Annotated in this window: 22 protein-coding genes and 1 pseudogene; 10 read left to right on the top strand and 13 right to left on the bottom strand. The window is 61.7% G+C overall.

Going from position 1 to position 24,404, the window contains the following annotated elements; all coding sequences use genetic code 11:
• Positions 1 to 2: 2 nt before the first annotated feature.
• The gene (locus NS355_RS19485; RefSeq protein ID WP_430727007.1) at positions 3 to 152 is read left to right on the top strand and encodes a transposase; all 150 of its coding nucleotides are present in this window, start codon (positions 3 to 5) and stop codon (positions 150 to 152) included.
• Between the two features lie 170 nt (positions 153 to 322).
• On the opposite strand, the gene NS355_RS09615 is transcribed toward NS355_RS19485, so the two are convergent.
• Positions 323 to 727, bottom strand: coding sequence for a MerR family DNA-binding protein (locus tag NS355_RS09615; protein ID WP_058745501.1), 405 nt, complete (start codon positions 725 to 727; stop codon positions 323 to 325).
• 69 nt (positions 728 to 796) lie between these two features.
• On the opposite strand from NS355_RS09615, the gene NS355_RS09610 reads away from it, so the two are divergent.
• From NS355_RS09610 to NS355_RS09585, 6 genes are all read left to right on the top strand, one after another.
• The gene (locus tag NS355_RS09610; RefSeq protein WP_244489624.1) at positions 797 to 1,528 is read left to right on the top strand and encodes a glutaredoxin family protein; all 732 of its coding nucleotides are present in this window, start codon (positions 797 to 799) and stop codon (positions 1,526 to 1,528) included.
• A 234-nt stretch (positions 1,529 to 1,762) separates the two neighbouring features.
• Positions 1,763 to 2,953, top strand: a complete 1,191-nt coding sequence (locus tag NS355_RS09605) for an AAA family ATPase (protein WP_058745499.1) — start codon at positions 1,763 to 1,765, stop codon at positions 2,951 to 2,953.
• Positions 2,954 to 3,012: 59 nt separating this feature from the next.
• Positions 3,013 to 4,056 (top strand): ParB/RepB/Spo0J family partition protein, encoded by a 1,044-nt coding sequence (locus NS355_RS09600; RefSeq protein WP_058745498.1) that lies wholly within the window; start codon positions 3,013 to 3,015, stop codon positions 4,054 to 4,056.
• A gap of 76 nt (positions 4,057 to 4,132) precedes the next feature.
• The gene (locus NS355_RS09595) at positions 4,133 to 5,344 is read left to right on the top strand and encodes a replication initiator protein A (protein ID WP_058745497.1); all 1,212 of its coding nucleotides are present in this window, start codon (positions 4,133 to 4,135) and stop codon (positions 5,342 to 5,344) included.
• 522 nt (positions 5,345 to 5,866) lie between these two features.
• A complete protein-coding gene (locus tag NS355_RS09590; protein ID WP_058745496.1) occupies positions 5,867 to 6,319 on the top strand; it encodes a hypothetical protein in 453 nt (150 codons plus the stop codon).
• Positions 6,320 to 6,757: 438 nt separating this feature from the next.
• Positions 6,758 to 7,858 (top strand): glycosyltransferase family 4 protein, encoded by a 1,101-nt coding sequence (locus tag NS355_RS09585; RefSeq protein ID WP_209445056.1) that lies wholly within the window; start codon positions 6,758 to 6,760, stop codon positions 7,856 to 7,858.
• Between the two features lie 254 nt (positions 7,859 to 8,112).
• Here NS355_RS09585 and NS355_RS09580 read toward each other — a convergent pair whose 3' ends face one another.
• Together NS355_RS09580 and NS355_RS09575 are read right to left on the bottom strand one after the other, a co-directional pair.
• The gene (locus NS355_RS09580; RefSeq protein WP_058745494.1) at positions 8,113 to 9,273 is read right to left on the bottom strand and encodes a glycosyltransferase family 4 protein; all 1,161 of its coding nucleotides are present in this window, start codon (positions 9,271 to 9,273) and stop codon (positions 8,113 to 8,115) included.
• Between the two features lie 132 nt (positions 9,274 to 9,405).
• Positions 9,406 to 10,371 carry a UDP-glucuronic acid decarboxylase family protein gene (locus NS355_RS09575; protein ID WP_209445055.1) on the bottom strand — a complete coding sequence of 322 codons (966 nt, stop codon included), beginning with the start codon at positions 10,369 to 10,371 and terminating at the stop codon, positions 9,406 to 9,408.
• Positions 10,372 to 10,651: 280 nt separating this feature from the next.
• Here NS355_RS09575 and NS355_RS09570 point away from each other — a divergent pair, with 280 nt between their 5' ends.
• The gene (locus NS355_RS09570; RefSeq protein WP_167345436.1) at positions 10,652 to 12,085 is read left to right on the top strand and encodes an exopolysaccharide biosynthesis polyprenyl glycosylphosphotransferase; all 1,434 of its coding nucleotides are present in this window, start codon (positions 10,652 to 10,654) and stop codon (positions 12,083 to 12,085) included.
• Between the two features lie 246 nt (positions 12,086 to 12,331).
• Here the strand turns inward: NS355_RS09570 and NS355_RS09565 are convergent, their stop codons facing one another.
• The 10 genes and pseudogenes from NS355_RS09565 to NS355_RS09525 form a co-directional block, all read right to left on the bottom strand.
• Positions 12,332 to 13,354, bottom strand: coding sequence for a glycosyltransferase family 2 protein (locus tag NS355_RS09565; RefSeq protein ID WP_058745492.1), 1,023 nt, complete (start codon positions 13,352 to 13,354; stop codon positions 12,332 to 12,334).
• Entirely contained in the window at positions 13,351 to 14,751 is a 1,401-nt protein-coding gene (gene wzx / locus NS355_RS09560) for an O-unit flippase-like protein (RefSeq protein WP_153008168.1), read from the bottom strand. Before wzx ends, NS355_RS09565 begins: the two co-directional genes overlap by 4 nt.
• Positions 14,697 to 15,563 (bottom strand): NAD-dependent epimerase/dehydratase family protein, encoded by an 867-nt coding sequence (locus NS355_RS09555; protein ID WP_084787778.1) that lies wholly within the window; start codon positions 15,561 to 15,563, stop codon positions 14,697 to 14,699. Before NS355_RS09555 ends, wzx begins: the two co-directional genes overlap by 55 nt.
• A 4-nt stretch (positions 15,564 to 15,567) precedes the next feature.
• Complete coding sequence (gene rfbC, locus NS355_RS09550; RefSeq protein WP_058745489.1) at positions 15,568 to 16,119, bottom strand: dTDP-4-dehydrorhamnose 3,5-epimerase; 552 nt, start codon at positions 16,117 to 16,119, stop codon at positions 15,568 to 15,570.
• Positions 16,120 to 16,132: 13 nt separating this feature from the next.
• Positions 16,133 to 17,464 (bottom strand): lipopolysaccharide biosynthesis protein RfbH, encoded by a 1,332-nt coding sequence (rfbH, locus tag NS355_RS09545; protein ID WP_058745488.1) that lies wholly within the window; start codon positions 17,462 to 17,464, stop codon positions 16,133 to 16,135.
• A 9-nt stretch (positions 17,465 to 17,473) separates the two neighbouring features.
• Positions 17,474 to 18,562, bottom strand: coding sequence for a CDP-glucose 4,6-dehydratase (gene rfbG, locus NS355_RS09540; RefSeq protein WP_058745502.1), 1,089 nt, complete (start codon positions 18,560 to 18,562; stop codon positions 17,474 to 17,476).
• On the bottom strand, positions 18,556 to 19,326 hold the full coding sequence (gene rfbF, locus NS355_RS09535; RefSeq protein WP_058745487.1) for a glucose-1-phosphate cytidylyltransferase: 771 nt from the start codon (positions 19,324 to 19,326) through the stop codon (positions 18,556 to 18,558). The genes rfbG and rfbF overlap by 7 nt, the downstream gene beginning before the upstream one ends.
• A gap of 10 nt (positions 19,327 to 19,336) precedes the next feature.
• Positions 19,337 to 20,074: an NAD(P)H-flavin reductase gene (locus tag NS355_RS09530; RefSeq protein ID WP_244489626.1), complete on the bottom strand. Its 738-nt coding sequence runs from the start codon at positions 20,072 to 20,074 to the stop codon at positions 19,337 to 19,339.
• A gap of 36 nt (positions 20,075 to 20,110) precedes the next feature.
• A pseudogene (locus NS355_RS19310) lies at positions 20,111 to 20,326 on the bottom strand (2Fe-2S iron-sulfur cluster-binding protein); the annotation flags it as partial.
• Positions 20,327 to 20,420: 94 nt separating this feature from the next.
• Complete coding sequence (locus tag NS355_RS09525) at positions 20,421 to 22,202, bottom strand: hypothetical protein (RefSeq protein ID WP_058745485.1); 1,782 nt, start codon at positions 22,200 to 22,202, stop codon at positions 20,421 to 20,423.
• 86 nt (positions 22,203 to 22,288) lie between these two features.
• Between NS355_RS09525 and NS355_RS09520 the strand changes: the two genes are divergently transcribed.
• Both NS355_RS09520 and NS355_RS09515 read left to right on the top strand, forming a co-directional pair.
• Positions 22,289 to 23,599, top strand: coding sequence for an O-antigen ligase family protein (locus tag NS355_RS09520; protein ID WP_167345435.1), 1,311 nt, complete (start codon positions 22,289 to 22,291; stop codon positions 23,597 to 23,599).
• Between the two features lie 96 nt (positions 23,600 to 23,695).
• Positions 23,696 to 24,394, top strand: a complete 699-nt coding sequence (locus NS355_RS09515) for a polysaccharide biosynthesis/export family protein (RefSeq protein ID WP_153008166.1) — start codon at positions 23,696 to 23,698, stop codon at positions 24,392 to 24,394.
• The last annotated feature ends 10 nt before the right edge of the window (positions 24,395 to 24,404 follow it).

The raw sequence follows: 24,404 nt of genomic DNA, 5'->3' as shown, positions 1-24,404 counted from the left end.
CGATCCGCGCCCAGGTCGAGAGCGTCTTTGCCACCCTCAAGCGATGGCGGGGCTTCGACTGTGTACGCTACAAGGGGCTGGCCAGGAACCGCAACGACAGCTTTCTGCTTGCCCTGGCCTACAACATGACCACCGCGCTGCGTCTCACCTGAACCCGTTCCGCCCCTCGGACCTGCTCACCAGGGCTCGAATACCCCGCCATCCACCGCCCGCTGGTCAACGGGCGGGGCCGCTAACCGTCAGCCAAGCCAAAATACCCGCTCGGTTCACCGCAATCGGGTTTTGCAATGATCCCCTGCAAGGGGAGGGGCTAAAAAGCACTTTACCCCTCGAACGACATCAGGATCGGACACGCCCCCTCCCCGCCGCTCCCACATTCCTGCGCTAGATGGGCGAGCGACATCCGCGCCCTCTGCAACCCCGCAATCTGCGCATCGAGCGCGGCGATGCGTGTCTTCGCCAGGTCCCGCACCCGCGCCCGGTCGTCGGTCGCGTCGAGCGCCAGCAGCTCGCCGATCTGCTCCAGCGTGAAGCCCGCAGCTTGCGCCGACCGGATGAAGCGCAACCGCCGCACATCGCCTTCACCATAGCGACGGATGCCCCCTGCCCCGCCCGGCCCCGGTGCCCGCTCGGGCAAGGGCATCAGTCCGCGCCGCTGGTAATAGCGGATCGTCTCCACCCCCACTCCGCCTTCATGCGCCAGTCCGGCGATGGTCAAATCGGCCATGTCTTGACTCCGTACCATGGTACGGATGCCATATGGCGCATGGACCCCAGCCGGAGAAGGACCATGACCATGCCCCGTAAAGCGATATTGTACCGCATGGTGATGCCGACCCACACCTGCCCCTATGGACTGAAGGCACGGGATCTGCTCCGCCGACAGGGTTACGAGGTGGATGACCGCTGGCTCCGCACCCGCGAGGAAACCGACGCACTCAAGGCCGAGCATGGCGTGAAGACCACCCCGCAGATATTCATCGGGGGCGAGCGGGTGGGCGGCTATGACGATCTGCGGCGCTTCTTTGGGCTTCGCGTCGCCGATCCCAAGGCGATCAGCTATCGCCCGGTCGCGGCGCTCTTCGTCATGACCGCACTGATGGCACTGGCGGCCAGCCAGGCGGTCTATGCCACGCCCTTCACGATGCGCGCAGCCGAGTGGTTCGTGTCGTTCAGCATGGCGGTGCTGGCGCTGCTGAAGCTCCAGAATGTCGAGAGCTTCGCGACCATGTTCCTCAGCTATGACCTGCTCGCCAAGCGCTGGGTCCCCTATTCCTATGTCTATCCCTTTGCCGAAGCGCTAGCGGGGGTGCTGATGATCGCGGGGGTCGCGAAATGGCTATCGGTGCCGCTCGCGCTGTTCATCGGGGGCGTCGGCGCGGTGTCGGTGGTCAAGGCGGTCTATATCGACCGGCGCGAACTCAAATGTGCCTGTGTCGGCGGATCGAGCAACGTGCCGCTGGGCGCGCTGTCTCTGACCGAGAATCTGATGATGATCGGGATGGCGGTGTGGATGATGGTATCCTGATCCTCCCCGGCACGGGGAGGGGGACCGCCGCGAAGCGGTGGTGGAGGGGGCGTTCCGTAAGGGATGTCCTATGAAGAAGCCCCCCTCCACCAGCTGCGCTGGTCCCCCTCCCCGTGCCGGGAGGGATAAGTTTCCCCGGGGAAACATCCGCGCCGCCTTGCCCGATTGAATGAACTTTGCCATTAACCAACCCCAAAAGCTTCAAGGGGTGCGCGAGTGGCGGAAGATCATGCAATGCTGTCCCAGATCGGGGATCTGGCCAGCGCGGGCGAGCGGATGATCGAGCGGCTGCGGCGCAAGGCATTCCTGCCCGAAAGCCGGAAAGGCCTGCACGTCCGCTTCGGCATTGCCGAGGCCGCGCAGCTGCTTGGCTGTTCGACCAACCGCATCCGCATGGCCGAGGAAGACGGCCGCCTCCCCCCTGCCCCGACCACCGACAATGGCCGTCGCCAGGGCTATACGGTCGAGGAACTGCTGCACATGCGCGAGGTGCTGGGCGCCTCCCCCGCGCGCGCGCCGCTCGACATCCCGGCGATCATCGCGGTGCAGAATTTCAAGGGCGGCGTCGGCAAGTCGACCGTCACCACCCATCTCGCCCATTATTTCGCGGTGCAGGGCTACCGGGTGCTGGTCGTCGATTGCGACAGCCAGGCGACCACGACGACCCTGTTCGGCTTCAACCCGCATTTCAACGTCACCCGCGAAGAGACGCTCTACCCCTATCTGTCGATCGACCCGACCCAGACCGACCTCGCCTATGCGGTCAAGCCGACGCCCTGGCCCAATGTCGACCTGATCCCGTCGAACCTGGAATTGTTCGACGTGGAATATGAGTTGGCCGCAGCGGGCAGCGATGGCGGATCGGTACTGGCCGCGCGCTTCCGCAAGCTGAAGCGCGGGCTGGCCGATCTGGCGCGCAATTACGACGTGGTGCTGCTCGATCCGCCCCCTGCCCTCGGCACGATCAGCCTCGCGGTGATGCAGGCGGCCAACGCCCTTCTGGTGCCGATGGCCGCGACGACGCCCGATTTCTGCTCGACCGTTCAGTTCCTGTCGATGATGGATCAGGTGCTCAACCAGCTGACGGGCGCGGGTATCGAGGTGGATTACCAGTTCGTTCGGCTGATCTGTTCCAAGTTCGACGGCAACGACCCCAGCCACGCCATGGTCCGCGCGATCATGGAGCAGAGCTTCGGCCCCGCGCTCCTCCCCGTCCCCATCCTCGAATCGGCCGAGATCAGCCACGCCGCGATGCGGATGATGACCGTCTATGAGCTGGAAAAGCCGATCGGCACGCCCAAGACGCACAAACGCTGCCGCGCCAATCTGGACGAGGCGATGCGTCAGGTCGAACAGCTGGTCCGCCAGAGCTGGGGCCGGGTCGAGCCCGCCAGCGAGGAAGCGGTGATCCATGCGGCAGCCTGAGCGGGTTCCCCTTTCCTACACGATAATGTTCTGCCTATGTTCCGGGCGGGAGGCATAAGATGGCGCGTAAACAGTCCGATTATCTGGCGGCCCTGCTGGCGGAGGAAGAGGCGGAGGCCCCTGCCCCGATTCGCGAGGCCGTGGCGGAACGCAGTCGTGGCACCACGCTGCTGGGGCGCGAATCCGCGCTCGCCCGTGTCGCCAGCGGCGAGGTGCGGCAGGTCACGCAGCTGCTGCTCGACCCCGCGCGGGTGAAGATCTGGTCGGGCAATGCCCGCAACTACGACCTGCTGACCGAAGCGCATTGCCGCGAGCTGATCGACTCGATCATCGCCGAAGGGGGCCAGAAGGTGCCCGCCGTGGTCCGCCGGATCGAGGGCGATCCCGATCACGATTACGAGGTGATCGCAGGCACCCGCCGCCACTGGTCGATCAGCTGGCTGCGCGCCAATAGCTATCCCGACATGGTCTTCGTGGCGCAGGTCGCCCAGTTGGACGACGAGGCCGCGTTCCGCCTTGCCGACCTCGAAAATCGCGCGCGTGCCGATGTCTCGGACTTCGAACGGGCGCGCAATTACCTGGCCGCGCTGACCACCCATTATGGCAACCACCAGACCCGCATGGCCGAGCGGCTGAAGCTGTCCAAGGGCTGGCTGTCCAAGATGCTGAAGGTCGCCGCGCTGCCCGACGAGGTGGTCGGCGCCTTCGCCTCGCCGCATGAGGTGCAGCTCAAGCCCGGCTATGCGCTGGCCCAGGCGATGCAGGACCCGATGGAGGCGCCCGCCATCACCGGCGTGGCCCAGTATATCGCGCGCCAACAGGCGGAACGGCGCGAGGACGGCAAGCCGCCCATCCCGGCCAGCGAGGTGCTCCACCGCCTGCTGACCGCGCGCAAGATGATGCTGGGCGAGGACGGCGAGCCGGAGCGTTACAGCTATCACAGCCGCTATGGCCGCCCCGTTCTGTCGGTGCAGTCGGTGAACCGACAGGGGGTGACGGTGCGGCTGCATGCCGGTTCGGGGGCGGATGTCGAGGAAATCGTAAAGGCCCTGCGCGGCGCTCTGGAGCATCTTGAGCAGACGGGGCAGGGGCTTCAGCGCTGATGTTTCCCGGGGGAAACACCGCCGTCTGCCCATCCCGTATGTTTCCCCGGGGAAACATGCCGCTGGATCACGACGCATGAGCACCAAGCCCAAGGACGGATCGGCCGAACAGTTCGAGCTGTTCCTGCCCTATCTCGCCGACCTGCCGCTGCGCGATCAGCGCGAGATGATGGAAAGGCCCTTCTTCAGCCTGGCCAAATCGAAACGGGTGAAACCTATCGACTATCGCTCGCCCGACGGCAAGTTGTGGGTGCATGTGTCGGGCAATCCCGATTACGGCATGGCGACGATCTGGGATGCCGACATCCTGATCTATTGCGCCTCGATGCTGGCCGACATGGCCAGGCGGGGGATCAACGATGTGCCGCGCAAGCTGCACCTGATGCCCTATGACCTGCTCCGCGCGATCGGACGCCAGCCGACGGGGCGTGCCTATGAGCTGCTCGGCCAGGCGCTGGACCGGCTGGTATCGACCACGGTCAAGACCAATATCCGCGCCGAGAACCGGCGCGAGGCGACGTTCAGCTGGCTCGACGGCTGGACGCAGCTGGTCGACGAAAAGACCGAACGCTCGCGCGGCATGACGATCGAGCTGTCCAGCTGGTTCTACGAGGGCGTCCTGATGACGGGAGGCGTGTTGTCGATCGACCGCGCCTATTTCGACATTTCGGGCGGCCGCGAACGCTGGCTGTACAAGGTCGCGCGCAAACACGCTGGCGGGGCAGGGGAGGGGGGCTTCGCCATCTCCATGCCGACCCTGTTCGAAAAATCGGGGGCGGAGGGGCAATATCGCCGCTTCAAGTTCGAAATCGCCAAGATCGCCGAACGCAACGAGTTGCCGGGTTACGGTCTGACGCTCGAACAGGCCGAGGGCAAGCGTGAGCCGAGCCTCCGGATGCGCAGGCGAGCGGAAGGGGAGGGGGCCGCGCCAGCCGCGCCTGCGCCCCGGAAGAAGTCCAAGGCCGCTGCCGCCCCCCAGCCCAAGGGCTCGACGCGGGAGGACACTCCGCCACCTCCCGCCATCTCCGCCGACCGGGACATGGATGCCAGCGCGCTGATCCGTCGCAGCGTGAAAAGCCTGTCGACCCGCTCGACCTTCGGCGAGATCACCGACGCGACGCTGGCGCTGCTGCGCTCCGAATGTCCGGGCTGGGACTATCAGACCCTGCACGCCGAATTCAAAGCCTGGGTCGAGGGCGATCCCGCCCGCACGCCGGTCAGCTATCAGAACGCCTTTATCGGCTATGTTCGCCGCTTCGACGCGAAGAACCGACACCTGCTCCGCTGACGATAGGGGAGGGGGCGCGGGAATAGCACCCCCCTCACTGGAATTTCCGACCGCTGAAATTTCGACATCCGGAGGACGCATCTCCCGGATGCGTTCCCGAAATATCGCGTGTCCGATGCGCTCGACGATCCCCCGTTTCCGTCGCCGACAAGTTTGAACCTTGCCGCGCGCGATCGGTCTGAAACTGATTCAATCCAACACGCTCCGGCGGGGTCTTTCGCCGCTTTTCGATATATCGGGAACGGGCAACGATACTCCCGGAACGGTTGGGCGATACATCGGGAACGACGGTCACGATATTCCGGGAACGAATACACGATATGTCGGGAACACGCAGTTTGTCGAAAGTCACGCATTTCTAGGCTTTTAGGTAGCCGGAAACGGGGTTTAACCCTTTAATTCTGATCTAACGGTCTAACCCACGGGATATGGTTTTCTTGAGATTTTTGAGGAGTTTGATGAGTTTTCTGAATCAGACGTGTTTTCGCTTTTGCTCCGCCGCCCATGGATTCACAAAGGGCCATGCCGATCGCCCGGGAACATCGCTGGCTCTACCCGATCGACTGGCGCGAGCTGTCCGCGCTGATCCGCTTCGGCCGCGCCAAGGGGCAATGCGAGCATTGCGGGCGGCCCCATGGCCGCGACATCGTCCATCTGGGCGACGGCACCTGGTGGGACGACACCCGCGCCCGCTGGCGCGACGGCCGGGGCAGGGGGGTAAGGGCGCTGCCCAGCCCTGTCGCCATGGTCCGTGCGCAACCGGGCCTGGCGGGCATCGCTCCGCCTCTGCCGTTCCGCCGAACCCGCGTGATCCTGGCCAGCGCGCATCTCAACCACGACCCCGGCGACAACCGACCACGCAACCTGGCGGCGCTGTGCCAGGCCTGCCACATGCGCCATGACGCCGGGGAGCATCGCCGACGGAGGTTGCGGAATCGGTTCCGGGCGTGTGCCATCCGCGATTTGTTTGCCTGACGGGGTGGGAGAAGGGGACTTGCGGACGGTCTCCGGCTCTGCCGCTATACCGTATGACGCGTCCTCCGCCTCCGCCAAGGCGCTGGCTGAAAGAGCTGGGCGATTCCGTCTCGACACATGGGCATATCCACCTGTAGTCGGCGTCTATGCCAAGTATGGTCATCGGGCAGAAGGCGGACGAGAACTGAACGTCACCCATGAACCTATTGCCCCGCAACCTTTCCGTCCTCCCGTTTTCGGAACACCCGCACATGATCCGCAAGCCTATCGGGAGCGACATGGAAGGCAGCTTGAGGCGTTGATGGCCGAGGGCTCGGAGGACGTGCTAGGAAACCACGCATCAGTAGCGGAAGGGCTATAACGCTCATACCAATAAGCCGGCTTTACTCTATCAGATATTGGAAAGCATCAATGAAGGTCGCGATAGTCCATGACTGGATGACGCTAAAGGGTGGTGGTGAAGCGTGCGTCGAGGAACTGATGCACATTTATCCCCAGGCGGATTTGTATTGTATCGTGGATTATCTCGACGAGCAGTATCGAGGGTTCCTGAAGGGCCGCAACGTTTACACGAGTTTCATCCAGCGTCTGCCCGGTGCCCGGAAGCGATATCGTTCCTATCTGCCGTTGATGCCGATCGCTATCGAACAGTTCGACCTGACGAGCTACGACCTTGTGATCTCGTCGTCGTCCAACGTGGCAAAAGGCGTCATCACGGGCCCGGATCAGGTACATATCGCCTATGTGCACAGCCCGATCCGCTATGCCTGGGATCTGCAATATCAATATCTGCGCGAAGCCGGTCTGACCCGCGGGATCAAAAGTGCGATCGCACGGACGATCCTTCACTATATGCGCATCTGGGATACGCGCACGGCCCATGGCGTCGATCACATGATCGCCAATTCGGGATTTGTCGCGCGCCGCATCCGCAAGGCCTATGGGCGTCAGGCAAAGATCATCTATCCGCCGGTGGATATCGACCGGTTCAATATCGGTGATGTACGGGAGGACTATTATGTCACCATGTCCCGCCTGGTTCCCTACAAGCGTATCCCGCTGATCGTGGAGGCATTTCGCCAAATGCCGGATCGCAAGCTGGTGGTCATCGGCGACGGTCCCGAAATGTCGGCGGTCAAGGCGGCAGCAGGGCCGAACGTGACCGTCATGGGAGGGCAGCCCAATGACGTTGTCGTCTCATATCTGCAGCGCGCCAAGGCATTCCTGTTCGCGGCCGAGGAAGATTTCGGGATAGCGCCCGTCGAGGCCCAAGCCTGTGGCACGCCCGTCATCGCCTATGGCAAGGGTGGAGCACTGGAGACCGTGCTGGGTCGGGATGGGGACAATCAGACCGGTGTCTTCTTCGACGCCCAGACACCGGACGCCATCGTTGCGGCCGTACAGCATCTGGATACGCGTCTGCATGCCATCAGCCCGCAGGCCTGTCGGGCCAATGCCGAACGATTTTCGACCAGGAAATTCCACTCCAATATCCAAGAGGTCGTCGATAACGCGATGAAGGACATGCGCGGCGCATGATGCCCGACGGGATCACCTGCCACGCTGTGGACAGGGGCGTGCGCCTATTGAGCTGAGGACGGTGGGGGAGGCCCGCTGGCCGATCCATGGCGAATCGAGCCTGCGTGTCCTTCCTTGTCGAGGGATTATTGCACATGTGTCTTCCGACCAAGAGACGGTGCGATTCCGAAGCGGATCGCATACGCTCGAACTGCGCGAACGACGAAGCGTGTGAGGGGGCTGATGAGGCTTCGGCCGTGTGTCGCTGATGTTACTTACCCGACGGATAGCGATACTATAGCATCGTCGATCTTCCGATTCACTTTCGCTATATCGTAAAGCTCTATGGCTTTGGCCTGTATGCTTCGGGCATGAGCCAAAGTCAGATCCGGATTCTCGAGCAGGGAATTGACCGCTGCCGCCAAGGCTTCGGGGTCATGAGGCGGTACCATCAGGTCGCTCTGCGTCTGGGTGACGATTTCCGTGGCGCCCCCACCGCGCGTGACGATGACCGGCGTACCAGCCATCATCGCCTCGACGATCACGCGACCAAAGGGCTCGGCCTCGGTGGAGCAATGCAACGCGATATCGACACTGCTGAGCAGTTCGGGGATATCGCGTCGGAAGCCCAGAAAGTGCACGCGATCGGCAAGGCCAGCCGCTACGGCCTGCGACTTGAGCTGTTCCAGCAGGTCCTGCTGGCCGAACAGGGCGCCTCCGACCAGGACGAGATGCGCGTCGGGTATGTCGGCCAAGGCGCGGATGGCGACGTCCTGTCCTTTCCAAGGCGAGATCCGCCCGAAAAGGCCTAGGATCGGCTGGTTTCCGATGCCCAGTTCTTCAGCTAGTCGCAAATGATTGTGACGCCGGTCCTGATCCTGGAATTTGCCGGGATCGATTCCGTTGGGAATGACGGTGATGGGTTTGTTTCCGCCGATTTGCCGATAGGCATCGGCCGTCGCCTGGGAGTTTGCGATGACCAGCTTCGCGGCACGGTTGGTCAATGCGATCGCGACCTTGCGCGCCGTTCCGCTGAAGCCCGGTGACGTCATAATGTCATGGAGATGCCAGATCATGGGGCGACGGGCGATCATGGCGGCGACCGCGCCGATGACCGTCGCCTTCTGGGAATTGGTATAGACCATGTCGGCCCATCGCATCCGCCGTGCCAGGCGATCAATGCTACCCAATCCGCCGAGCGCGGCCCTGATGCTGTCACCCAGGCCCGACGAACGCTTCATCGTCAATACGCCGTCCATGCCAGCCAGTATTTCGACCGGGATATCGTGTTTGCGAAGCTGATCGAGGAGCGGACCATCCTGGAACAGGACCACGGCCTTATTGTCCGGGCGCCCTGCAAGATACTCCAGAAGGGAAAGTTCGCCGCCACCCAATTCGGAAGAGTGATTTAAGAAGAGCACTCTATCTTGCCGCATTGATCTTCCTACCGTGCAAATTGCTTCATGGTCTTAGCGGGCTATTGATATCGGATGTTGTGTAACGCGTACGAAACCAAAAAAGTCCGATAGAATCGATGGTCTCAACCTACCGGACTGAAGGGGCAATCGTCAGAGCTTTTCGCGGAGCAGGCCGTCGAAATACTCGATGGTCTTGGTCAAACCTTCCTTGAGCTGGACCCGGGGTTCCCAGCCGAGCTTTTCGCGGGCGAGATCGATGTTAGGCTGCCGCTGCATCGGATCGTCTTGGGGCAGGGGGCGCGACATGATCGTCGACTTCGAACCGGTCAATTCGATGACATGCTCGGCGAGTTCGCGGATCGTGAACTCGTTGGGATTGCCGATATTGACCGGACCCGTGAAATCGTCCTCCGTGTCCATCAGGCGCAGGAAGCCGTCGACCAGGTCTTCGTAATAGCAGAAGGATCGCGTCTGCGACCCGTCGCCGTACATGGTGATAGGCTCGTTCTTGAGCGCCTGGATGATGAAGTTGGACACCACGCGGCCATCCGCCGGATGCATGCGCGGACCGTAGGTGTTGAAAATGCGGGCGACCTTCACCGGCAGGCCATGCTGGCGGCGATAATCGAAGAACAGGGTCTCCGCGCAACGCTTTCCTTCGTCATAGCAGGACCGGAAGCCGATGGGGTTCACATTCCCCCAATAATCTTCGCGCTGCGGATGGACGGCGGGATCGCCATAAACTTCGCTCGTCGAGGCCTGGAAGATCTTGCAGCGCAAGCGTTTGGCCAGGCCCAGCATGTTGATCGCGCCCAGGACGCTCGTCTTGGTCGTCTGGACCGGATCGTGCTGATAGTGGATCGGCGATGCCGGACACGCCAGATTGTAAATCTCGTCGACTTCGACATAGAGCGGGAACGAGACGTCGTGACGGATAAACTCGAACTGCTTGTGGCCGTGCAGATGTTCGACGTTACGTTTGTCGCCCGTGAAAAGATTATCGACACAAACGACCTCGTCGCCGCGCGCGATAAGTCGATCGATGAGATGCGATCCCAGGAAGCCCGCGCCGCCTGTGACCAAGATGCGACGACGACCATAAATTTCACGAGCCATAAACCAGCGTTATCCCGTTAGACGAAGTGTGATGAGCGTGCCTAGCCCAGGGCAGGCGACATTACCACGCCTGTTTCCCGTGCTTATCCCCAGCGGCCGGGCCGGGCGGAGCAAAGTCCGTTCCGCACTGACCGGGCCTGCCGCTTGGCGGAATGGCCTTTATTCGGTACGATAACGGATTGTTCTTGCTCTATGGATGGCATATTCGCCGCGTGCCTAAGGGAGCTCTTCAGTGCCTTTTACCAGCGAAAACCGGCGGCCAGCAGGCGATATGTCTATCATGCACGAAAATTCCGAAGGAACTACGACGGACGCCGGATCGTCCGGCAATATCTCCAGCATTGACGGATCGGCGCTGCCGGATGTTGTCCATGCACTCAACCGGCGGGTAAAAAATAGGCGCAATATTCGTGGCTTGGCGGTTGCAGGGGATGCGATCGTCATCATCGCCGCCTTCACGATCGCTGCGGCGATCCGTTACGGCAATCCGCTGGACGGACAGGCCCTCAATACGCTTGCCGCCCTTTTGCCGGTGTACATGTTCCTGGCGCTTGGTCAGCATGGCTTCACGATGGCAGCGATCGCGCGGGCGCGCAGCAGCGTCGCAAAGGCGCTGGGTGCCCTGTTTCTGTCCATCGGTTTTGTCGGCCTCATTGCCTTTTTCCTGCAGGCTGTGGGAGGCGTTTCGCGCGGCGTCGTGGGCGCGGGTGCCGTGCTGGCGGCGTTTTTCCTCATCGGGTTCCGAGGTTGGTTGGCTCTCTACGCGCATCGGCTTCTCGGCAAAGTGACGATCAACGAGGTCGTCATCCTGGATGGCCCCCAGACCAGGGCGCCTCATCCGGGCAGCATCATATTGGACGCCGCCAAGGACAAGATCGGCATGCGCCTCGACAGCCCGGCGATGCTCGATCGGCTTGGCCGCTGCCTGCAGACGGCGGACCGCGTGATCGTCATGTGTCCGGTCGAGCGTCGCGCGCATTGGGTGAGCGTGCTCAAGAGCAGCAACGTGAACGCCGAAATCGTGACCGAAGAGCTGGATGAAATCGGTGCGATCGGACTGGGCAATTACGACGGCAACACCACCTTGGCGGTCGCCAGTGCTCCGCTCGACCTTCCCGATCAGATCCTGAAACGGGCATTCGATGTTGCCGTGGTGATGGTGGCATTGCCGTTGCTGGCGCCGCTGATGATCCTGGTCGCCATTCTGATCAAGATCGACAGCAAGGGACCGGTCTTCTTCCGTCAGCCGCGCGTCGGCTTGGGGAACCGGGTGTTCCATATCTACAAGTTCCGGAGCATGCGGGCGGCGCAGAACGACCTGTCGGGCGGCAAGTCCACCAGCCGCAATGATAGCCGGGTGACCCGCGTCGGCGCGTTTATCCGCAAGACCAGCATCGATGAATTGCCGCAGATCCTGAACGTCCTGACGGGCGATATGAGCGTCGTCGGACCACGACCACATCCGCTGGAGTCGAAGGCGGAGGACCGGTTGTTCTGGGATATTGACGGTCGATATTGGCATCGGCACGCGGTCAAGCCGGGCATGACCGGCTTGGCGCAGATCCGGGGCTTCCGCGGGGCGACCGAGAAGGAGTCCGATCTGGTCAACCGACTTCAAGCCGATCTGGAATATGTTTCCGGCTGGTCGTTGTGGCGCGACATTATCATCATCTTCGCCACGTTCCGGGTCCTGTCGCATCAAAACGCGTATTGACGGGAAACGCCCGGGAAAGCCGGGCAGGGCTTCAGGCCTCTGACGAAAGATCGGGGGGTAGCCGAACGAGGGGGCGGGCTGGCAGACAGTTCGGTGCCCCACCCCGCCTGAAGCCGCGATCATGCCGTCTGGGATGATGCAGCCCGGCTAAAGGCCCCGTTCGACCGGACAGGCGCGGGGCAGGTGCTTTGGGATGCTGACCTGCCGTAACAAGAGGCTATCTGGTTCGGCGCGTCGATCGGCCGCTCACACGCCGCCCATGATCGCCTTTTTCAGCCATACCAGGATCGAGGGTTTCGGCTTTTCCGGCACGCCGGTTTGCGCGAACAGGGCATCTGCGTCGAGTGAAACTCCCCAGATCCGTTTCGCCGCAATGCGGTCATAGGCCAGCAAGATGGCGGACCAGTCGGCCCATTTCTGCGGTACATTGCGGCTCGCGACGAGAGCCATGCGAAGCCGATGATTGACGGCGACCGCCCGTAGCGAGGTCGACGGATTCATGGTTTCGTTGACCTGCATCCGAACCCGTACGAGTTCGTCCGCAAACTGCACCATCTTTCCCGTCAATATCGCTCGGACATGGAAGAAATAGTCGGCACTGGGAAAATCCTCCGGGTAAAATCCGCCGATGCTTTTTGCCGTGGCGACCGAGTATATCGCGCCAAGGCTGCTGCCCGCGATATTGGACCAATACATGCGTTTCGCGGTGACATGGATCGCCTTGGAAAAGCCGAACCGAAGGAACCGCTTTATCAGGGTCAGCACTCGCGTGACGAACTCGGAGCGGGGCTTTTGCTCCCTCTGATCCAGATTTCCGAAGCAGCATGCATATGATCGAGAGGGATCGTTCAGATCGATCCGCGTAAACATGGTGCTCATATAGTTCGGAAGCAATATGTCATCGTCGCTCAAGATCGTGAACCACGGACCTCGTGCCAATGATATGCATCTATTCCAATTGCCGAACATCCCGATATTCGTGTCGTTCACATAATAGCGGACCGGGATCGGCCCGAGTGAACCGAGATGTTGAACGATGTTTTGAACGTTCGCGGGTTCGGAAGCATTGTCGATGATGACGATTTCAAAGGGTATCGATGTATTCTGAGACAGCGCACTGTGCAGCGTCTCCCGGAAAAGCTCCGGTCGATTGAAGGTCGGAATAGCGATCGTGAAGACGGGCTGGTCAGGCAGCACGCCTTCGAAATATAAGGTCGACTTCGTTTCCGCATCGTCCTGAATGGCGTCGCGAAATGGCATCGGCGTCATTTTTTGATTTCCTGATAGACCATGAACGGCCATTTCCAGTTGTTATAGGCGATCTGCACCATTCCCTGGCAAAGGATCACGCCGGTAACGCCGTAGCCGAAATGAACGGCGAGGCTCGCGGAGATGGCGACACCCACGCCCGATAAAAGCGCCGGGAGGACGAATGGAACGGCGTTGCGTGTCGTGATGATGAATCCATTGAGCGAGTGAAAACCCTCCAACGCGACCACCATGGCCAGCATCGCGAAGGTCGAGGTCTGCAATATGGAAACCTTGCTACCGATATGGGCGAGCGCCGGACTGGCGAATGCAATCACGAAAATCGACGAGCACAGGAACAGGAACCAGTAAAAGGCCCATGAGCTGATCACGAGTTTTCTGAGATTGCTATTGTCGGGTCCGACCCGAGCATTGACGATATCGGAGAGCCGTGCCTGCGCCGGGAGCTGTGCGACCGAGGCGATGCCGTTCAGGATCTGCAGGCAGATGGCATATTGGGCGGATGTCGCGAGCCCCAGGGAACTCGAAATCAGGAAGACATTGTATCGGGAGATCAGGAAGGCGCCGATCCCCACCAGGCCGAGGCGGCTGGAATTCGGCCAGATCGCCGAAAGCACGGGTCGGGTTTCCGCGGAATTCCAGCTTCGCGAATGCGCGGCCACCGTGTTGCGCAACAGGAACCAGGCCACCGCACGGGCGGCCAATTGGCTGGCCAGGAAGCCGATCGCCAAGCCCGTCAATCTACCACCGGCCACGATGATGATGATGCCGAACAGGGCAAAGCCGCCACGGGAAAGAATCAGGAAAGCATAATTCTGCACCACTCGCCCGGAGCCGAGCAGAAAGGCGGGGATCCACAGGAAATACAGATTGGCGGCAATGGCCAGGGCAAAGATCAGCCACGCGCCGCATATCTGCTGCACGGGCAAACCGCCCTTCCTCGACAGTTCGGCGATATAGAGCGTTCCGAACACGGCGAGCAGCAGGAATATGCCACCGGCAAGAGCAAGGTACAGCTTGCGTGCGGCGCCGAGAAGCGCACGCGTCAATGGAATATTGGGTTCCCCGTTCCCCGTCTTGCCAAGGCCATGACGGGTGATCTCCTGCGCGCCGGAACGCGCCAGGGCGAAGAAGCGCGCCAGGGTCGGCTGAAAGCCGAAATCGGCGACGGCCGCCAGGCTTTGCGCCGCCAGGAAAACATACCAGATCCCGACTTGGGCGGGCGTCAGCCGGCTGACCACGAAAGGCATCAGCATCAGCCCCGCGCCATATTGCAGCGCTTGGGCTAGAAATCCGGCCAACAACCCGGGATTGCCCCGGATGCGGGCGATCAGAGCGGAGATCAGAGGGACACCATCGCCGGAAGAGCCTCGACAAGCGAACGTCGGCGCTGCCATCCGGGCATGATCCGCTGACCCGGCTCGACCGGCAGCATTACTTCGCGGGGGCGATAAGGACGACCGCCGAAATGAACCGAGATCGGCTTCCGAAGCGCCTCGCCGACGATCTCGACAAGCGCCTTGACCGACTGGCGTTCGCCGGACACGAAGAATTCCTCATCCAACGGCTCGTTTGAGTCGAGCAGGCGTTGCCCCGCGCCGAGGAAGGCGGAAACTACGTCATCGATGTGCGTCAGGTCGACGATCTGTTCACCGGGCGACATGTCCAGCCGCTCTCCGATCGTCGCCGCGTCGAGCAGGATGCGGATCAGCTTGCGGCGCGGGTCCGAGGGGCCATAAGTGTCGAAGAGTCGAAGCGATATCGTGGATAGCCCACGCGCGTCGCGATAATAGGGCAGAATGGCCTCAAAGGCCTGTTTGGTCGCGGCATAGAGATTGACGGGGGCCACGGCGCCCTGGCTGTCGAATTGCCAGGCCGTGCCGGTGTTGACCAACTTGTGGCAATCGGCCTGCACCATCGCCTCGACCAGCTGCATCGGGAAGACGATGTTGGCTGCCGCCAGCGGTTCGACCTGGTCGGCACGGTGATCCGCCAGGAACAGGGAGGCCAGATGGAAAACGACATCGGGGCGGACCGTCGCCAGGATGTCGTTCAGGCACGCCTGCGTTCCGTCCAGCCGATGCGCGGTGACGGCTGGCGGCGTGTTGTCGCGAATGGTCGCATGAACGTCCCATCCGCAGGATGACAGGGCCTTGACCAGATGCCCGCCGATAAAGCCTGTCGCCCCGGTGACCAATGCTGTCGGCATGGTGTCAGCGTCCCTCGAACATGAAAGGCGACTGGAAATCCGGGAGCTTCGGATGCGCCTGATCCCGCGGGGACAGGACGGGGGCTGCAACACCCCAGTCGAAATCGATGCTGTCCCACGCGATGCCGGCATCATGTTCGGGTGAATGCACGCTGGTGACCTTGTAATACATACCGCTGAGGTCGGTCCGTGACACGAAGCCGTGGGCGCATCCGCTGGGCAGGTACAAGCCCCGCCCGTTCTCGGCGCTCAGGGTAAAACCGACGGATCGCCCGAAGGTCGGCGAACCGACACGCAGGTCGACCACGACGTCCAGGACCTCCCCGACCAGGCAGAAGACCATTTTGGCATGGTCGGCCGGTGGATTCTGAAAGTGCATCCCGCGCACGACATTCCGGACCGAGGTCGAGAAATATTCCTCGCGCCAATCGGTACGAAGACCCAGTTCCTCGAAACGGTCCGAATGGAATGTCTTGACGAACGTGCCGCGCGTATCACGCAGCACATTCGCCTGGACGATATGGCACCCCGGAATATCCGTCGGTTCGATGTTCATCGTACGCCTTTTTTTAGAAATTCAGGCCGAAGAACTCTTCGAGCTTCTCGCCGACATAATCGAAGTGATCCTGCCCGAGTGCGGGGAACAGGCCGAGCCAGAAGGTATTGTTCATGATCTGATCGGTGCGGGTGAGATCCCCGACGACCCGATAGTCGACGTGCTGGAAATAAGGCTGCCGCGTCAGATTGCCGGCGAACAGCAGGCGCGTGCCGATCTTGTTCTGGTCGAGGAAGCGGGTCACATCGACGCGCTTGGCATCGACGCCGTCACGGATCATGAGCGGATAGCCGAACCAGGACGGGTTCGAGTTAGGGGTCGCCTCGGGTAGGATGAAGATCTCCTCCATGCCCTTCAGCCGCTGCGTCAGAAGATCGAAATTCCGACGCCGCGCTTCCACGAAGCCTTCCGCCCGGTCGAGCTGGGCCAGGCCGCAGGCGGCCTGCATGTCGGTGATCTTCAGATTGTAGCCGAGATGCGAATACACATATTTGTGGTCATAGCCGAAGGGCAGCGTGCCGTGCTGCTGGCCGAAACGCGATCCGCAGGTATTGTCGCAGCCAGGGGCGCAATAGCAGTCGCGGCCCCAGTCGCGGATGCTTTCGATGATCGGTTTCAGTTCCATCGACTGGGTAAAGACGGCGCCGCCCTCGCCCATCGTGATGTGGTGCGCCGGATAGAAGCTGACCGTCGCGACGTCGCCCCACAGACCGACCTTCTTGTGTTCGCCGGTCTTGGCATCCAGATAGGTCGCCCCGAGCGCGTCGCAGCAATCCTCGACCAGCCAGAGGTCATGCTTGTCGCAGATGCGACGGACTTCCGCCAGGTTGAACGGATTGCCCAAGGTATGGGCGATCATGATCGCACCGGTCTTTTCGGTGATCGCCGCTTCGATCAGGCTGGCATCGATATTGTAGGTCGGCACGTCGACGTCGACGAACACGGGGATCAGGCCGTGCTGGATCGACGGGTTGACGGTGGTCGGGAAGCCCGCCGCGACCGTGATCACCTCGTCGCCCGGCTTCAGGCGGCGATCGCCCAGCTTGTGGCTGGTCAGGCAGGACAGGGCGAGCAGATTGGCCGACGAGCCCGACGTGGTCGTCAGGACGAACGGCGCACCGAGCAATTTGGCCAGCCCCGCCTCGAACTCGGTATTGAAACGGCCGGTCGTCAGCCAGCCGTCGAGCGAGGCCTCGACCATCAGTTCGATTTCCGGAGCCCCGATCACCTTTCCGGCGGGCGGAATCACCGTTTCGCCGGGCACGAACGGCTTGGGCGCGAACTGGGTTTCCGCATATTGGGTAACGAGGGCGCGGATCTGCTTACGAAGGTCGTCAGCGGTCATCAATCTATCCTATGCGGCAATGGTGTGGCTGGCGCGGGCGAAGCGCTCCAGCTCTGAAAGACAATATTCGTGCATGTCGTTACCCGACAGCCAGGCGCGGTGCCAGGCGACGATGCGATCAAGCGCTTCGGCGAGGGGCCAGCGTGGCTGCCAGTGTAGACCGGCGCGGGCCTTGGAGATATCCAGTTTCAGATAGCGCGCCTCGTGCGGCTGGACGCTCTCGTCGCGGACCCACCGGGCGTTTTCTCCCCACAGGGCGCACATCCGCTCGACGATCCATTGGACGGGCCGGGCATCCTCATCGCGGGGACCGAAATTCCAGGCCTGCGCAGCCGCTTGCGGATCGTTCCACAATTCCTGACACAGGACGAGATAGCCACCGACCGGCTCCAGGACATGCTGCCACGGCCGGATCGCCAGGGGGTTGCGGATCGTGACAGGATCCCCGGCGGCAATGGCGGTCAGAATGTCGGGGATCAGCCGATCGACCGCCCAATCGCCTCCACCGATGACATTGCCCGCGCGTCCCGAAGCCAGGGCGACGCCGCTGTCCTTTCCGAAGAAAGAGCGCCGATAGGCGGACACGACAAGTTCAGCGCATCCCTTGGAATTGCTGTAGGGGTCATATCCCCCCATTGCCTCATCCTCGCGATAGGCCCAGACCCATTCGCGATTTTCGTAGCATTTGTCGGTGGTTACAACGCAAACAGCGCGCACGTTCGGGGCCTTGCGCACCGCTTCGAGCAGATGCACCGTTCCCATGACGTTGGTCGCATAGGTCCCGACCGGATCGTCATAGGAGGCCCGAACCAGAGGCTGGGCCGCCATATGGATCACGATTTGGGGATCGGCCGCGACGAGGGCCTCCTGCAAGGCCTGTTGATCGCGGATATCGCCGATGATCGACGTCATGCCGTGTGCGACACGCGCGACCTCGAACAGAGCGGGGCTGGTCGGCGGAGCCAATGCGAAACCGGTGACCTGCGCGCCCATCTGCTGCAGCCACAAGGCCATCCAGCTTCCCTTGAAGCCGGTATGTCCGGTCAGGAAAACGCGTTTGCCCGACCAGAATTCCGGCGCGACGTCGCCCTTCACCATACGCGCCACGGTGCCTTGCCGCCCTCCCACAGGGCTTCGAGATGCTGCTTGTCGCGCAAGGTGTCCATGGGCTGCCAGAAGCCATGATGTTCAAACGCCATCAACTCGCCATCGGTGGCGAGGTTTCTGAGCGGTTCCTGCTCCCAGATGGTCGCATCTTCGGTGATGTAGTCGATGACCTTGGGGCTCAAGACGAAGTAGCCGCCATTGATCATACCGCCATCGCCCTTGGGCTTTTCCAGGAAATGGGTGATGCGACCGTCCTCAATCTCCAGCGCGCCGAAACGGCCGGGCGGGTACGTCGCCGTCATCGTGGCGAGCTTGCCATGTTGACGATGGAAGTCGATCGACTGGGTGATGTCGATATCGCCGACCCCGTCACCATAGGTAAAGAAGAAGAACTCCTCATCCTTAACATGGTCGGCCACGCGCTTGAGCCGACCACCCGTCATGCTGTCGTCGCCCGTGTCGACCAACGTGACCTTCCAGGGTTCGGCGCGCTTCTGATGAACGATCATCTCGTTGCCGCGCATGTCGAAAGTAACATCCGACATGTGAAGGAAGTAATTGGCGAAGTATTCCTTGATCACATAGCCTTTGTAGCCACAACAGATCACAAAATCATTCACGCCATGCGCCGAATATATTTTCATGATGTGCCACAGAATCGGGCGACCGCCAATTTCGATCATTGGCTTGGGGCGAAGGCTGGTTTCCTCGGCAAAGCGCGTGCCGAGGCCTCCGGCCAAAATAACTGCCTTCATCGCGGGAACCTCAATTAGAGCTTACGAACGCATCGGAGAAAAAGCGCCTAGCCGGAAGGCCGAGCGTAAACAATGCTTCGCGCGCGGACGCGATCATCGCGTTTGAGCCGCACGCATAAACGACGGTGGCGGCGGGATCAAATCCGTCCTTGACGACGGCATCCTGGACATAACCGCGTCGTCCCGCCCATTCGTTATCTTTGCCCGAGAGCAGATGGTGAAATCCGATTTCAAGGCCTAAGCCAACGGGATCCCAGCAGAAATTCTCCGCTTCCCGGTTGCCCCAGAAGACCCGGATACGGGGCAGGGCGGCCGGTTCCGACATTGCGGCCAGCTCTTCCAGCAACGCTTTGACGGGGGCGATGCCGGTGCCGGTCGCCAGGAAGACGATGTTCTCCGGCATCTGATCGCGCAGAAAGAATGTCCCAAACGGGCCCTCCAGGCGCAGCAAGTCGTTGGGCTGTGCCTGTTCGAACCAGTATCGGCTGAGATGACCGCCCGGATACCGCTTGATCAGAAGCTCCAGAAGGCCGTCCGACCGGGGCGCGTTGGCGAGCGAATAGCTGCGCCGCGCCCCGTCGGCGATGACGTCGACATATTGACCGGCGACGAAGCGCATCGGCGAACTCGGGGGGGTCTTCAACGTCACCCGAACGATCTCGGCCGCGATCCGCTCGATCGAGACGATCCGCGCAGGCATGGTCTTGATCTCCAGACCGGCCAGCCGGTCGAGCGGCTCGATGTCCAACGCGACATCGGCGACCGCGGCCCGACAACAGGTCAGGATGACTCCCTGGTCCGCTTCGTCACGCGTCAGGCTTTCGTCCTCGGGGCGAAGCAAGATCGTTTCCCCGGACAATTTGGGGGCCTTGCAGATGCCGCAGCGGCCGGTCCGGCAGCTATATTCCAGGACGACGCCAGCATTGCGCGCGGCGTCCAGGATGGAGATGGCCGGGTCTGCGGAAAAGGAGCGGCCCGTGCTGAGCGTGATGGTAGGCATGATGGTGCGCTGAATAAAGCAGAACCTAAAACAGTCCAGTCATCTACCAACCCGATAGCCCGGAATTTTCGACCTGCGTGGCCCGGTGGCATGATCAGGTCAAATCAACCCATAGTCCTTTAAACAGAAAGGCCGCGCCTTTGGCCTTCGTCATATCGACGACCATCCCGAAATGCGTCGCCCAAGATGGCGCCGTCCGGTTTGTCCGCGATGCCAAGGGGGTGACCGGTACGAAGCGGTCGACGGGGGGATTCACCTCTAGCGTGCCGACGGAATGCGAACGCACGACGACGGGGACACGATTGGCATCCATGCCGTCGATCCGAAACCAGGTCGGGCAAACATCGGCCACGCCACCACTTCCCGTTTGCCGGGAATCGCGCCGGATAAGAAAGCCGGACAGGACGCTTTCGCCCGGCCTGACCGGCATGGCGATGAGGGCGACGGCCCCGGCGGAGGGGTTGTTCGGCGCATTGGCGACGAGCAGCGCCGTCTCGCCTGGCGTTCGTACTCTACGCAGTTGCAGATTGCTGGCGGCCGTACCGTAACGATCGGTTATCGGACGCGTATCATAAGTCCGCCAGACTAGATCCTCCCAGGACGACGCTGCAAAATCGGGATCCGACAGACCCGTGCGCGAGGCATGAAGTCGAAAAGGAAGCCGGTCGAACTCCGTCGTTTCGCATCGCGCAATATGCATGTCGCCTTCACCCTCGGCCCAGCACGGGACGCGGTCATTCCCCTGTCGGAGGATGATGTTATGAAGAAAGACGCCGTCCCATCGAACGTACGCGCTCTTTCCGACTGCGACCATGACGTCGCAGGGCAACGGATCGGCCTGCCCCACGATGATTCCCCCCGTGACATGGATGCCCGCCCCGTCTCCGGCACAACGGAACGGGCGGCCGGTCCATCGATCGCTTTCGTGATGGCAGTCGGTCGCGAAAATTCGGCCGCCTGCCACGTCATAGAGAACCGATGTATAATCGAGGGAGCAGTTGTTGAGATACACTGCGCCGTCGGGCTGTTCCATTCGGACCGCGACGTCGGAGTTGAAGATGGCGCAACCGATGAACGTGTTGCGCTCCCCGTTATCCTCCGCATTCCGCCAGCAGATCGCGGTCTTGCAGTCGAATATGTCGCAATGCAGGAACAGGCTGTTGTAAGCGTGACGCCGGAACTCCACGCCATTGGCGCAACCCGAGATCGAGAAATTCTCGATCAGCATTTGGGTGGACGTGCCGCTTTCGTCCGTGTCGAACAGAATGCCGATCGCGGTACGCGCCGCACCCCCGCCCCGAAGGCGCAGTGCCCCGGAAATCATCCCACGATGCCCATAGTTGTGCGCAGGGGTCAGGGCGGGCGCGACGGAAGAGGCGGAAATCCGGATACAGGTGTCACGGCAGCGCGCGAAGTCGAGCAGGCCGCTGCCCCATAGCGACAGGCGGGACGCATCGAAGTGCAATCCGGTATCGCACCGATAGGCAATGCGAGGGCGGAGCATCAATATGCCATCGCCGTCGCGGCGGGCCAGAGCGTCGATCGCGCGCTGAATGGCCGCCGAGTCATCGGTCACCCCATCGCCGACCGCACCGAACTCCTCCGGCGTCGCGGCGATCTTGTCGATGGCATTGGCGGAACCGGACAAGGCGGTCTGAACACCGAGCGACGCGTGTGAAGGAATGAGCGGGGTCGTGGACATGGCGGCCAGAAGGCTGCGACGCGAATGATGCACGGCGATGAGGATCCTTTGCTCGCGGTAACGGTCGCCAGCCTGTACGTTCTGGCCTCCTGCACGTTCCTGAACGATATCAGACGACTGGACAAATGGGGGGCAATCGCCGATCAGCGCCGGGATTTTCGGGTTCGGATGCAAGAGCGATGGCGGTGCAGCAAAGATTACCCATGGCGGGCAAAGGGAGGGGGCGCCGTTCGCGCACGCGCCCCGGGATAAGATCCCGATTGTCAGGATATGGCGATCTGACCCTCACCACCGGCTATGTTTTTTGCCTAGCGTTGCTCGGCGGGGGGCTGGCAAATTGGACGCTGGCCTATGTGATCATCGCGATCGCGACGATTCTGGTATCCGGCGTGACGCTTTGGCGGGGCGGCTGGTCGGCGATGCAAAGCCTGCCGATCGCGGCGCGGGTCGGGCTGATCGGGGTGGCCGTCATCCCGCTGCTGCAGATGATACCCCTGCCGCCGGGTCTCTGGCATGCCCTGCCGGGTCAGGACCTGCGTTTGGGGACGCTCAGCCTGGCAGGCATAGCCGATAGCTGGCAACCGCTGTCGATCGAACCGGTCAGCACGGCGCTTGTCGCCATACTCGCGATCGGATTCGTCACGCTGACCATGCTGTTGCTGCGCCTGAACGATCGCCAGTTCCGGACGGCGTTATGGGTGGTCGTCGGCATGCTGCTGGCGGGCATCTGTGTCGGTTTCTCGCAGGTGGCGAGCAATGGCTGGCCCCAGCTGCAAGTCAGCAACATGGGCAGCACGATGCTCGGCTTCTACGCGAACAAGAACCACATGGCGATGGCGATTGCCTGTACCATCGTGCTGCTCGGCTTGGGCCTGGCGCCATCGACGGACCAGGGCCGTCACCGCGTGATCGTCGGCAGCTTTGTCGCGCTGGCCCTGATCTGCATCGTCACGACCAACAGCCGTGCGGGTCTGGGCCTTGGCGGGCTGGCCGCGATCATCGTATTCTTCCATATCGCCCGGAAGATCAGCTTGCGCTGGCGCATCGCCGCAGTCGTCACGCTGGTCGCGCTTGTCCTTGCCGTCGCCTCCAGCGACGTCTTTCGGACCGTTTCGACGCGGGTCGGAGAAGTTGACGACGACGCCCGCTGGTCTTTTTTACTTTGGTCACGTCCGCTGATCGAGGAATATTGGGTTTTGGGGAGCGGACTTGGATCATTTGCGACGCTTTTCGCCGCGCATGAACAGCTCGCCTGGGTCAAGCCAAGCTATGTAAACGCCATTCACGACGATTATCTTCAACTCATCCTGGAAGCGGGTGTCCCGGGGCTGCTGATATTGCTGGCCATGATCGTTGCGGTGTTAGGTCGCGTAAAACTGTGGCTTTCACTAAACAAAAAAAACTTCCGCCGCAATGAAATGACGGCGGGCTTCACGATCCTGCTTCTATTCATGATCCATAGTTTTCTCGACTATCCGTTACGGCGTCCCGCTGCCTGGATATTCTGCACGATCGCATTGGCTGCGCTTTTCCGCCCCGTCGAGAGAGCAAGGGATCGACCCTTGGTTTGAGGTCGGCGCACGATCTTTCTTGAAGGTGATGGGAGGCTGCTGCTACGGGGGCACCGAATAGGGCGGCCTGGCCCAGGCAAATTCAGAGGTTATCGCTTGCGTCATAAACTTTTGTCGTCGCTGATGATTGCCGGACTTTTGGCTGGTTGTGCCAGCGGTTCCGGCGTCCCCCTGGGCGATACGCTGCCTCCCGCCGAGCGCGGCGGTATCATCACCCCTACGGCAAGCCAGGATTATCGTCTGGGGCCGCTCGACACCATTACGGTCCGGGTCTTCCGGGAACCGGAACTGTCCTTCGACAGCCTGCCGGTTTCGCTGAGCGGCAAGATCTCGTATCCGCTGCTGGGCGAACTGCAGGTCTCGGGCATGTCGACCCTCGAAGTCGCACAGCGCCTTTCGGCGCTGTTGAACGCCCGCTACCTGCGAAACGCCAGTGTTTCGGTTTCGCTGGAGCGGGCCGCCAATTTCACCGTGACGATCGACGGCGAAGTCAAGAAGCCCGGCGTCTATCAGATTCCGGGTGCGCAGCTTTCTCTCTCTCAAGCCGTGGCGCTGGGCGAAGGCGTGACCGAGCTGGCCAAGCTCAACGAGGTTATCGTCATTCGGCAGCAGGGCGAAAAACGCTATGTCGCCCGCTTCGATCTGCGGGATATCCGCGCGGGCCGTTCGCCTGATCCGCAGATCCAGCAATCCGATACGATCGTGGTCGGCTTCTCCGAGGCGTCGTCGCTGCTGCGCACTGCCGTGGCCGCGTTGCCGGGCCTGGGCGCCGTCTTTGTCGCACTCAATCGCTAATAGGGCGCAG

The organism is Sphingomonas yabuuchiae (assembly GCF_001477495.1).
Classification (GTDB): domain Bacteria; phylum Pseudomonadota; class Alphaproteobacteria; order Sphingomonadales; family Sphingomonadaceae; genus Sphingomonas; species Sphingomonas yabuuchiae_A.
This window is presented reverse-complemented; position numbering and strand designations above follow the sequence as displayed.

What these genes read in the sequence shown, in the direction of transcription:
- NS355_RS09615 (WP_058745501.1), bottom strand. Translation starts at nt 727, where the DNA reads ATGGCCGATTTGACCATCGCCGGACTGGCGCATGAAGGCGGAGTGGGG.
- NS355_RS09610 (WP_244489624.1), top strand. Translation starts at nt 797, where the DNA reads ATGCCCCGTAAAGCGATATTGTACCGCATGGTGATGCCGACCCACACC.
- NS355_RS09605 (WP_058745499.1), top strand. Translation starts at nt 1,763, where the DNA reads ATGCTGTCCCAGATCGGGGATCTGGCCAGCGCGGGCGAGCGGATGATC.
- NS355_RS09600 (WP_058745498.1), top strand. Translation starts at nt 3,013, where the DNA reads ATGGCGCGTAAACAGTCCGATTATCTGGCGGCCCTGCTGGCGGAGGAA.
- NS355_RS09595 (WP_058745497.1), top strand. Translation starts at nt 4,133, where the DNA reads ATGAGCACCAAGCCCAAGGACGGATCGGCCGAACAGTTCGAGCTGTTC.
- NS355_RS09590 (WP_058745496.1), top strand. Translation starts at nt 5,867, where the DNA reads ATGCCGATCGCCCGGGAACATCGCTGGCTCTACCCGATCGACTGGCGC.
- NS355_RS09585 (WP_209445056.1), top strand. Translation starts at nt 6,758, where the DNA reads ATGACGCTAAAGGGTGGTGGTGAAGCGTGCGTCGAGGAACTGATGCAC.
- NS355_RS09580 (WP_058745494.1), bottom strand. Translation starts at nt 9,273, where the DNA reads ATGCGGCAAGATAGAGTGCTCTTCTTAAATCACTCTTCCGAATTGGGT.
- NS355_RS09575 (WP_209445055.1), bottom strand. Translation starts at nt 10,371, where the DNA reads ATGGCTCGTGAAATTTATGGTCGTCGTCGCATCTTGGTCACAGGCGGC.
- NS355_RS09570 (WP_167345436.1), top strand. Translation starts at nt 10,652, where the DNA reads ATGCACGAAAATTCCGAAGGAACTACGACGGACGCCGGATCGTCCGGC.
- NS355_RS09565 (WP_058745492.1), bottom strand. Translation starts at nt 13,354, where the DNA reads ATGACGCCGATGCCATTTCGCGACGCCATTCAGGACGATGCGGAAACG.
- wzx (WP_153008168.1), bottom strand. Translation starts at nt 14,751, where the DNA reads ATGGCAGCGCCGACGTTCGCTTGTCGAGGCTCTTCCGGCGATGGTGTC.
- NS355_RS09555 (WP_084787778.1), bottom strand. Translation starts at nt 15,563, where the DNA reads ATGCCGACAGCATTGGTCACCGGGGCGACAGGCTTTATCGGCGGGCAT.
- rfbC (WP_058745489.1), bottom strand. Translation starts at nt 16,119, where the DNA reads ATGAACATCGAACCGACGGATATTCCGGGGTGCCATATCGTCCAGGCG.
- rfbH (WP_058745488.1), bottom strand. Translation starts at nt 17,464, where the DNA reads ATGACCGCTGACGACCTTCGTAAGCAGATCCGCGCCCTCGTTACCCAA.
- rfbG (WP_058745502.1), bottom strand. Translation starts at nt 18,562, where the DNA reads ATGGTGAAGGGCGACGTCGCGCCGGAATTCTGGTCGGGCAAACGCGTT.
- rfbF (WP_058745487.1), bottom strand. Translation starts at nt 19,326, where the DNA reads ATGAAGGCAGTTATTTTGGCCGGAGGCCTCGGCACGCGCTTTGCCGAG.